Raw genomic sequence first — 9,028 nt, forward strand, 5'->3', positions numbered from 1 at the left:
CCGGGCGGCGGCGGCATGTCGTGCTGCCGGACGGCTCCGGCCTGCTGCTCGATGCCGCCTCGTCGGTCGCGGTGCACTTCACCGCCGAACGGCGCCGGATCGAGCTGGAGCGCGGCGCCGCCCGCTTCGACGTCCGCCACGATGCCGCCCGCCCCTTCGAGGTTCGCACGCCAGGGGCGGCAATGACCGCCCTCGGCACCAGCTTCAGCGTCGACCGGCTCTCCGGGGCCGCCGAACTGCGGGTCTTTTCGGGCCACGTGCAGATGGCGGCGGAAGGACAGCCGCCGCGGGTCGTGCCCGGACGGCAATGGGCGCTGTTCGACGGGCGGGCCATCGCCGGAGGCAGCTTCGATCCGGCCGCGCATGCCGACTGGCAGGACGACTGGCTGGACGCCGAAGCCATGCGCCTCGGCTTCGCGATCGAGCGGCTCGGCCGCTACAGCGCCGTGCCGATCCGCCTGGAAGAGCCCGCGCTGTCAAGCCGCACCTTCAGCGGCCGCTTCCGCCTGGACGAACCTCGGCAATCGCTGGCGCTGATTGGTGCCCTGTTCGGCCTTCAGCCCCGCGAGCGTGCGGACGGGATCTATCTCGTCGCCGCCTGAAGCCGCCTCCCCTCGGCTGCAAGCGCCGCTCGGCCTGGATCGGAAAATGGCCCGCTGCGCGATCGACGTGCGGCGGGCCATCGCTTTGCCGGAGCGTGTCCCCGCTCAGCGGAAATCGGCCTTGACGATGTTGTTGGCGAAGTTGGCGTCCTTCATCGGCACGTTGCCCTTGCCGAAATCGGCCTTCGTCAAAGCCTCGCGCGCGGCGGCCGGCATCTTCTCCCACTGGATCAGCGGCTGCTGGCCGCCCTGCGATCCGGTTGAACCGAGCTGATGGTTGGTGATGCCGTTGGTGTAGTAGCGGACCTTGGGATGGCTGCCATCGTGCGGCGGCGAGGTCGACTTGTCGAAGCCGGAATGCGCCGAATAGGAAACCGCGACGATATTCGCGGAATCCTCGCAGCTCGACAGCCAGACGACCGCGCTTTCCCAGTCGTGACGGTGGCCGTCCAGCACCTGGTCCTTGGGGAAGTACCAGGCGTACATGACTGCGCAGAGTCCGTAATGGCTCTTGGCCCGCACGTAGACCTGCCCGACGTTGGAGGAACACCCGCCGTTGCGCGATCCGGTGGGGGCCAGGCCGCCGTTCGTGTTGCCGCTCGCATCGACGGCGGGAAACGGCACGCAGCCGCTCTCGACCTTCAGCACCGGCTGGAACTTGGCCATGTAGCTTTCGGCGGCGGCGGGGATCGGTTGAACCTGGTCATGCGGTATGACGGCGGCGACGGCGGATCCCGCGACGAAAGCCGCGGATACCGGAACCATCCACCGGGCGAGCCGGTGCAAAGGGGAAACGAAGCGCATCGATTTGCTCCTTTCAAGTCAGTCAACGGGCGATGCCGATCTCAAGGGAGCGGCAGGGCAACGACCGCCATGCTGTCTGGAGCCGGTCGCCCGAGCAGGAAGACGCCCGGGCACCGGAAAGGGGGACAGGGAATTTTATGAAGGTTTGAAGACGCTTGGCAGGGGCCGGCTGCCGCGCGCTTGCGGCTGTCGTTCGGGCGGCTTGTCCAGAACCGAGCTTGTCCAGCTTCCGCCTAGACATAGTATGTAACTATTCTTGCCGCATCTTGCGGTTAGAGCGATCCCGGTGGCGCTTTGTCGCCATCGTCGTCGGATGCCCTCGGCGCAAGGAGTGCGTTTATGCAATGGAAACACCTCATGGCGGCCGGCGCTGCGGCAGCAGCGGCGAGCCTGAGCGCGCCGGCCTGCGCGCAGGATCTCAGCGGCTCCCGCCAATCGTTCGAGAAGCCGAGCAACGATCGCATCCTGCTGGGCATCGGCGCCGCCGCGACCCCCGTATATCAGGGCGCCGACGATTACCGGGTCTTGCCGCTCCCGGCGATCGATATCGCGCAGGGCCCCTTCTTCGCCAATTTCCGCAATGGCGTGGGCGTCAACCTCGTCGCGCGGCGCGGCCTCACCGTCGGCTCGAGTGTCACTTTCATGCCCGGCTACCGGCGCCGCGACGTTCCCGTGGGCGTCGGCCGCCTGTCGTCCGGTGCGGGCGCCCGCGCTTTCGCCAGCCTCAGTTCCGGCGGCGTAATCGCGACGGTTGGCGCCACCCAGGGGTTCGTCGGCAATACGAGAGGCTTCGTGGCCGACGCCAGCCTGTCCTATCCGATCGTGGCCAGCCGAAAACTGATCCTCACCCCCTCGATCGCAACCAGCTTCGCCGACCGCCGCCACAATGACCGCTATTTCGGCATCACCGCCGCCGAGGCGCAGACCTCTGGCCTCGAAGCCTGGCGCGGCAAGGCCGGTTTCAAGGACGCCTCGGTGCTGATGACGGCGATCTACCGCCTGGACGATCGCTTCAGCCTGAGCGGCTCGGTCGGCGCGACGACTCTGCTGGGACGAACGGCAGACAGTCCGCTCGTCGCGCACAGGACGCTTCCGATGGGGTTCCTTTCGCTGACCTACCGCCTGTCGCCCTGACGAAGCGGATCACGGCGGCGGCTATTTCCGCCGGCGTGCGACCACCAGGGATCCGGCAATAGCAGCCGAAGCCGCCAGAACCCCGATCGCGCCCGCCGTGACCTTGCGCCGCAGCGCTGGACTGCGCGTGTGGCCGTCCGGGCCGCTCGGCACGGGCGGCGGCGCGAACAGGCTTCCTTCGGTGTTCGCGCCGGGCTCCGCCTTGCGCGACCACACGTCGAGGAAGCCGTTGATGATCGCCGGACCCAGGTTGGGCGTGGCGAACTGGGCCATCTTCATGACGATGCCGGGGGCGCCGACGAATGTCGAATTGCGCGGATGCGTGGCAAGCCGGACCACCGCCCTGGCGACTTTCTCCGGCGGCAGCGATCCGGGCGGTAGCGAGAGCTGCGCGCCGGTGTAGTTGCCGGCATGCTCTACGGCCGGCGTATCGACGAACGTCGGATAGACGTCGCAAACATGGATCTGCGGCCGCTTGGAAAGCTCGGCACGCAGGGCCTCGCTGAAACCGCGCAAGGCGAACTTGCTGGCCGAATAGGCCGCCGCATAAGGGGTCGCGACGAAGCCGCCGATCGAGATCATGTTGACCCAGGTGCCGTGGTCCTGCGCCAGGAAGATCGGCAGGACGGCATGCGCCTCATGCATATGGCTGATGAGGTTGGCTTCGATCACCCGCCGGTGATCCGCGAAGGGCGTGTCCTGGTACTTGCCCAGAACGCCCACGCCGACGCAGCTGAACCAGAGGTCTATGCCGCCCAGCAGCGCGTTTGCCTCTGCAGCAAGACCGGTTACGGCCGCCGCATCGGTGACGTCGACGACGCGGGTCTCCACCGATCCGCCCGCCTCGCGGCAGCGCCGCGCGATGTCGTCGAGCCCGGCCGCGCCTCTCGCGGCGATCACGACGCGGGCACCGAGACGCGTGAAAGCGATGGCCGTCGCCGCTCCGATCCCGCTCGATGCGCCGGTGATGACGATACGCTTGCCCGATAGGCTCCGGCTCATCTCGTAATCTCCTTCCCCTGCTGCGCGGGCGCTGCCGCCCGATCGGTCAGAGTTCGCGGTTCTGCCAGAGCTTCGCGCGATAGCGTTCGAAGCAGAGCTTGCCGCATGTGAGGCGCATCAGGGCCCCTTCGGCTATGGCAGTGGCGCGCCGCGGATCCTCGCTGACGAGCGGGATCAGGGCTTCCTGGTTCCAGGTCTGGCTATGCTTCACGTCGAGCACTGCATGAAGGTCGAAGTACCGGCGCTGCGAGCCGGACAGGCCGATCCGCCGGAGCCCCTTGGCAACCGCCGCCGAGCGCCACGGCGCCGTGAGTTCGATCACGCCGAGCGCGCCGACCGAATGCCACGCATAACGCCGCGAACTGGCCATGGCCGTCATGGCGTTGGCCAGCGCGAGACTTTCCCAGACGGTGGTGTCGATCGAAGGTCGGACTTCGAGTGCCTCGGCCACGATGTGCAGCATCGGACCGTGCATGCCCTTGGCGTTGCCTCGCCCCATCTCGTCCCAGTAGTTGGCGGCAAGCTCCAGCTTCGCGCGGTCCGGCAGCTTTATCTGCGTCATCGCCACGAGGTCGTCAAATCCTGCCTCGCCGGCAGCTTCCTGCTCGAAGAACCAGCGCAATTCCTCGCGCGTCGCCTGCTCGGCCAGCCACGGAAAGAGGGGGTCGTTCTGGCCGGGCCCGGCCTGCGCCAGCCCCTCGAACCAATCGATGAACCTGCTCGCCTCGGTCGGAGCCTCTTGCGCGGCTTCCCGAACTTGCGAGCGCAACTGCTCGATGAATGCCCCTTCGCGCAGGAGCATCGCAGCGTCGCTTTCCAGGCGATCGCGCCAGTTCTCGGTTGGAAACTGCGGGGCGAGGCGCTCGTGATTCCAGTGAGCGAGTTCCCTCTGGAATGTATCTGCGAACAATTCGCCAGTATCTTCTGTGTTGTTACGGGCAGGGAGACGAAAAGCCAGAAGCTGGGACATGGGTTAATTCCGTGATATGTTTCCCAGAAAGGACGTGCGGAGCCCCGGCAAGTTCCCACTCCAAATATATGTTAATCCGATTCTATCGATGAGCCGGACCATCCGCGCCGCCACGCGTGGCCGGAGCAGAGCGATGGGGCATAGCCGCCCGCGAAGAAGCCGCCCGTCGCCCGTGCGGCGAGACGGGCACCGCGACTGGCACTGCGCGGACCACAGGCACACCGTAACGATCCAGATCCTCCATCAACAGCACATTGGCCGGATGAGGGTCGAGGGGGCCGAGGACGGCGGTCAGCGGCATGTCCTCGCCGAAGGAAGCGAGGGCATCGAGCGCACCGCCATGAAATCTCACGTTAAAACCGCCCCGCTTCAAATGCTCGATCTCGGCGCGCACGACACCGCGCGAAGCGGCGACGACGATTGCACAGGGCTTATCGGAATCAGGCTCTCTCATGCCGTCCTAACGCGGCAAGATGGCCCATGCGTTCCCGCAGCCGGAGCGTAAATCGGCCTGCCCGCTTTGGTGCTTCGACGAAGCGAGGTCTTGACCGCGTCGAGGCAAGTTCCGGGAACGAGGCAGGCTGCTGCGCCGTTGCCTTGCGAAAGGAGAACCACGATGAGCGGCGATGGCGAACAGCTTGGTAAAGAGGCGCGGGCAGCGCAGCAGCGGCTTACCCGTGCAACGTCGGAAGGCGTGGACGCGCAGAACGCCACCGAATTCGACATGCGCAGCGGCCTTGCCGGAGCGGAGGCCAAGCCGTTTTCGAACGGCGCCGGACAAGTGCCCGCCTCGCCCGAGGCCGCCGATCAGCCGGAGGGCGACGGGCGAGACCTGATTTCCGGCCGTCGCAATGCCGGTCGCGAAGATGGCGCGGACGACAAGCGGCCTGGATAGACGCGCGGACTGCCAAAGCCGGCGAGGAGCTGTGAAGCGGCGGCGTCCTCGTCGGCGAGCGCCCGAAAAAACGAAAAAGAGTAGCATACTTAACGCGTTGGGATTGGCTGAATTCATCTAACGTTAAGAGTGCTACATATCTCCCGCTGGAATGCCTGTGACATAAACAGCACAGCTCGGCAATGTTATGCAATAACACGCCAGAAGTCGTTTGAACCTCTCCGTTCCACGCGCGATGGGCTCGCCCCCGAGCGTCATCGAAACGCTCCAATGGCGGCACCAGTCGCACCTTTGGCAAGCCCGGTCGCACGACTTGCCAGCGTAATGGACAAGGAACGTAGATTTGAAGACCCCCCTCCAGAAGGCTGTGCTGTGCAGCGCCACGAGCCTCACGGCTTTCGTCCTGCTCTGCGGCAGTGCCCAGGCACAGGATGCCGCCGCTGACGCTTCGGAAGAAAACACGATCGTCGTCACCGGCTCGATCACGCGCAATCCGGCGGCCGCCACCGCGTCCCCCGTGGTGTCGATCACCGCTGACGACCTGACCAAGCGCGGCATCACCACCGTTTCCGACGCCCTGCAGTCGCTGACCGCCAACAACGCCGGCACCATCCCGGCAAGCTGGTCCGCGCAGGGCTTCACCACCGGCGCCACTGCACCTTCGCTGCGCGGCTTCAACAACGCCTACACGCTCACGCTGTTCGACGGCATGCGCACCGCCTATTACCCGCTGGCCGACGACACCCAGCGCAACATCGTCGACATCAACTCGATCCCCAGTTCCACCGTTCAGAGCATCGATACCCTGCTCGACGGCGCTTCGGCAACCTATGGTTCGGACGCGATCGCCGGTGTCGTGAACGTCATCACCAAGCGCCAGGTCCAGGGCCTTCACCTCGACGGCTCGCTCGGCATCTCGCAGCGCGGCGACGGCGGCGAACAGCGCCTGAACGCCAGCTACGGCTATGGCGACCTGGACGAGCAGGGCTTCAACATCTACGCCAGCGCCGAGTACCAGCACAACGACGCGCTCTACCTGCGCGACCGCAAGGGCCCGTGGAGCACCGCCGACCAGAGCTCGATCTGCGGCACCGCCGAACAGGGCTGCCTGACCAACGGCATCCGCAACGGCATCCAGGCCGACGGCAGCTACAACGGCTTCCAGTCTACCACGGTGAACTTCGGCCAGTCGACCCAGACCACGATCGACGCCAACGGCAACTATGTCCCGGTCTATAGCGCCACGACCACCGACGTGCCGAGCGGCATCCTCTACAACGGCGCCTACCAGCTGCTGAACGCCGGCGCCGGCTGCGGCAACCTTACCGCACAGACGCTCACGCCCGATCAGCAAGCGGTTGGCCAGAACGCCAACAACGGTGTCAACACCGCCCCTTCGGTGGTCTGCCAGCAGGACTTGGTCAACGACTACCGCATGTATACCGCCGAGACGACCCGCAAGGGCGCTGCGGTGCGCGGCACGGTGAAGGTCGGCGACAATGCCGAGGCCTTCCTTGCGCTTAACTACTACAACGTGAAGACCGCAAACTCGATCGCGAACTCCTCGTGGGCCGGTCAGACGGCGGCGGGCGGCGAGCAGATCACCGCCACCAACGTCTTCCTGCCGGTCTATGTCTGCGCCAACGGCACCTCCAGCGTCGATGCCAACGGCAATCTGCTTGCGACGGGCTGCAACGCCGCGAACGGCACGCTCAACCCGAACAATCCCTTCGCCTCGCAGGGCCAGCTTGCGCGTCTGAGCGGCATGCCGGACCAGCCGCGCCGCACTTTCACCGACGCCAAGACCTACCGCGTCGCCGCCGGTATCCACGGCAGCTTCGGCTCAGGTTGGGACTACTCGGTCGGCGCCACCGCCTCGAAGGTCACGCTGGACGTCAAGAACACCGGTTACATCTACCTTCAGGGCCTGGCCGACGCGATCGCCCAGGGCACCTACAACTTCGTCGATCCTTCGCAGAACTCGGCGGAAGCCAACCAGCAGATCTTCCGCGACCAGGAACGCCGCGCCACCTCGAAGCTGGCGCAAGTCATCGGCACGCTCAGCAAGGACGTGTTCGAACTGCCGGGCGGCATGGTGAACGTGGCGGTCGCCGGTCAGTATCGTTACGAATCGATCAACAACCCGAGCGCCAACGCACCCAACGAAGACAACCCTTACGCACGCTACTACGGCATCAACGCCGTGAGCGTGGTGGGCCACCGCGACGTCTGGTCGACCTCGTATGAAATCTCGGTTCCGATCCTCGACTCACTGCGCGTCAAGGCTGACGGTTCCTACGACCACTACTCGACTGGCCAGAAGGCGTTCTCGCCCAAGTTCGAGGCGGAATTCCGCCCGATCGAACAGGTCAAGCTGCGCGGCACCTTCTCGCGCGGTTTCCGTGCGCCGAACCTCAACGAGTCGTTCCAGGCACCCTCCACCGGCTACAACAGCGCGCAGATCAACTGCTCCCAGGGTATCTACGAGGCCTTCTGCGCCGCCCACGGCAGCAACCCGGCCTACTACGCCGGGACTTACTCTCCGGGCGTCACTTCGGGCGGCAATCCGGACCTGAAGGCGGAGCGTTCGACCTCCTACACCTTCGGCATGGTCGTTCAGCCAGTCCGCAACGTGACGGTTACGCTCGACTACTGGCGCACGAAGATCACGAACCTGATCACTTCGCCGAACATCAGCTCCGAGATCTACGAACAGTATTACGGCAACAATGGCGTCGTGAACGTTCCGGGCATCACCGTGATCCCCGGCCAGCCCGACCCGCTGAACCCCGGCGCCCTGCCGCTGCTGGGCCAGATCGCCGGTACGTTCAACAACCAGAATGCGATGCTCGGCAAGGGTATCGACTTCTCGGCCGATGCGCGCTTCAACCTGACCGACACGATCACCTGGCAAACCAAGGCGAACGCCTCGTACCTGATCCGTCTGGAACAGGAGAACGACGACGGCACCGTGTGGCGCTATGACGGCTCGCTGGGCGGTTGCAGCCTGACGTCGTGCTCGGGTGCGCCGCGCTTCCGCCTGACCTGGCAGAACACTCTGGACTTCAACGACCGCGCCAGCCTGACGCTGACCGCCAACTATACCAGCGGTTACTCCAGCACGTCGGCCGATGCCGGCGGCACCTACAAGGACTGTGCCGCCAGCGCCGCGGCCGGCCAGCTGGTCAGCTACGACAACGGTGACGCCGTCCAGTGCCATGGTCCGAGCACCTTCAATCTCGACGGCCACGGCGAAGTGAAGGTTGCTGACCAGTTCAAGCTCTACTTCGACGTTCTGAACGTGCTCGACGGCAAGCCGAAGTACGATCCGAACGCGGGTTACGGCCTGTACCAGTTCAACCCCGCCTGGCAGGACCGCCTGTTCATGGGCCGCTACATGCGGGTCGGCGCGAAGGTGGACTTCTAGAGCGGTTTCCGATCCGATTGCATCGGATCGACCACTCTAAGTTTCTGGTTAGACGTATTTTTCGAGTCATCCGGTGATTTCACCTGATTGGAAAATGCTCTAAGCACCCTGTGACCTCCCCCGCAGAGCCATCGTTTAGGCATGGCCCTGCGGGGGAACGCGAAGCGGCGCCTGGGGCGTGTCCCTTGCCCCAG

8 protein-coding genes are annotated in these 9,028 nt (G+C 65.4%); 4 read left to right on the top strand and 4 right to left on the bottom strand.

The annotated features are described in order from the left end of the window. On the top strand, positions 1-602 hold a 602-nt coding region (locus tag L284_RS25975; RefSeq protein WP_021232184.1), incomplete at its 5' end, for a FecR family protein. Between the two features lie 105 nt (positions 603-707). Here the strand turns inward: L284_RS25975 and L284_RS25980 are convergent. Next, positions 708-1,406 (bottom strand): NPP1 family protein, encoded by a 699-nt coding sequence (locus L284_RS25980; RefSeq protein ID WP_200861620.1) that lies wholly within the window; start codon positions 1,404-1,406, stop codon positions 708-710. 339 nt (positions 1,407-1,745) lie between these two features. Between L284_RS25980 and L284_RS25985 the strand changes: the two genes are divergently transcribed. Continuing rightward, on the top strand, positions 1,746-2,540 hold the full coding sequence (locus L284_RS25985) for a MipA/OmpV family protein (RefSeq protein WP_031341329.1): 795 nt from the start codon (positions 1,746-1,748) through the stop codon (positions 2,538-2,540). Positions 2,541-2,561: 21 nt separating this feature from the next. On the opposite strand, the gene L284_RS25990 is transcribed toward L284_RS25985, so the two are convergent. From L284_RS25990 to L284_RS47820, 3 genes are all read right to left on the bottom strand, one after another. Beyond that, complete coding sequence (locus L284_RS25990; protein WP_021232187.1) at positions 2,562-3,542, bottom strand: SDR family oxidoreductase; 981 nt, start codon at positions 3,540-3,542, stop codon at positions 2,562-2,564. A 46-nt stretch (positions 3,543-3,588) separates the two neighbouring features. After that, a complete protein-coding gene (locus L284_RS25995; RefSeq protein ID WP_031341330.1) occupies positions 3,589-4,452 on the bottom strand; it encodes an iron-containing redox enzyme family protein in 864 nt (287 codons plus the stop codon). A 142-nt stretch (positions 4,453-4,594) separates the two neighbouring features. Continuing rightward, on the bottom strand, positions 4,595-4,966 hold the full coding sequence (locus tag L284_RS47820) for a hypothetical protein (RefSeq protein ID WP_152524583.1): 372 nt from the start codon (positions 4,964-4,966) through the stop codon (positions 4,595-4,597). Between the two features lie 162 nt (positions 4,967-5,128). On the opposite strand from L284_RS47820, the gene L284_RS26005 reads away from it, so the two are divergent. Next, positions 5,129-5,407, top strand: coding sequence for a hypothetical protein (locus L284_RS26005; protein ID WP_021232190.1), 279 nt, complete (start codon positions 5,129-5,131; stop codon positions 5,405-5,407). A gap of 343 nt (positions 5,408-5,750) precedes the next feature. Continuing rightward, entirely contained in the window at positions 5,751-8,834 is a 3,084-nt protein-coding gene (locus tag L284_RS26010) for a TonB-dependent receptor plug domain-containing protein (RefSeq protein WP_031341331.1), read from the top strand. Positions 8,835-9,028: the final 194 nt, after the last annotated feature.

Origin of the sequence: Novosphingobium lindaniclasticum LE124, assembly GCF_000445125.1 — a bacterium.
Lineage (GTDB): Bacteria > Pseudomonadota > Alphaproteobacteria > Sphingomonadales > Sphingomonadaceae > Novosphingobium > Novosphingobium lindaniclasticum.

What these genes read in the sequence shown, in the direction of transcription:
- L284_RS25980 (WP_200861620.1), bottom strand. Translation starts at nt 1,406, where the DNA reads ATGCGCTTCGTTTCCCCTTTGCACCGGCTCGCCCGGTGGATGGTTCCG.
- L284_RS25985 (WP_031341329.1), top strand. Translation starts at nt 1,746, where the DNA reads ATGCAATGGAAACACCTCATGGCGGCCGGCGCTGCGGCAGCAGCGGCG.
- L284_RS25990 (WP_021232187.1), bottom strand. Translation starts at nt 3,542, where the DNA reads ATGAGCCGGAGCCTATCGGGCAAGCGTATCGTCATCACCGGCGCATCG.
- L284_RS47820 (WP_152524583.1), bottom strand. Translation starts at nt 4,966, where the DNA reads ATGAGAGAGCCTGATTCCGATAAGCCCTGTGCAATCGTCGTCGCCGCT.
- L284_RS26005 (WP_021232190.1), top strand. Translation starts at nt 5,129, where the DNA reads ATGAGCGGCGATGGCGAACAGCTTGGTAAAGAGGCGCGGGCAGCGCAG.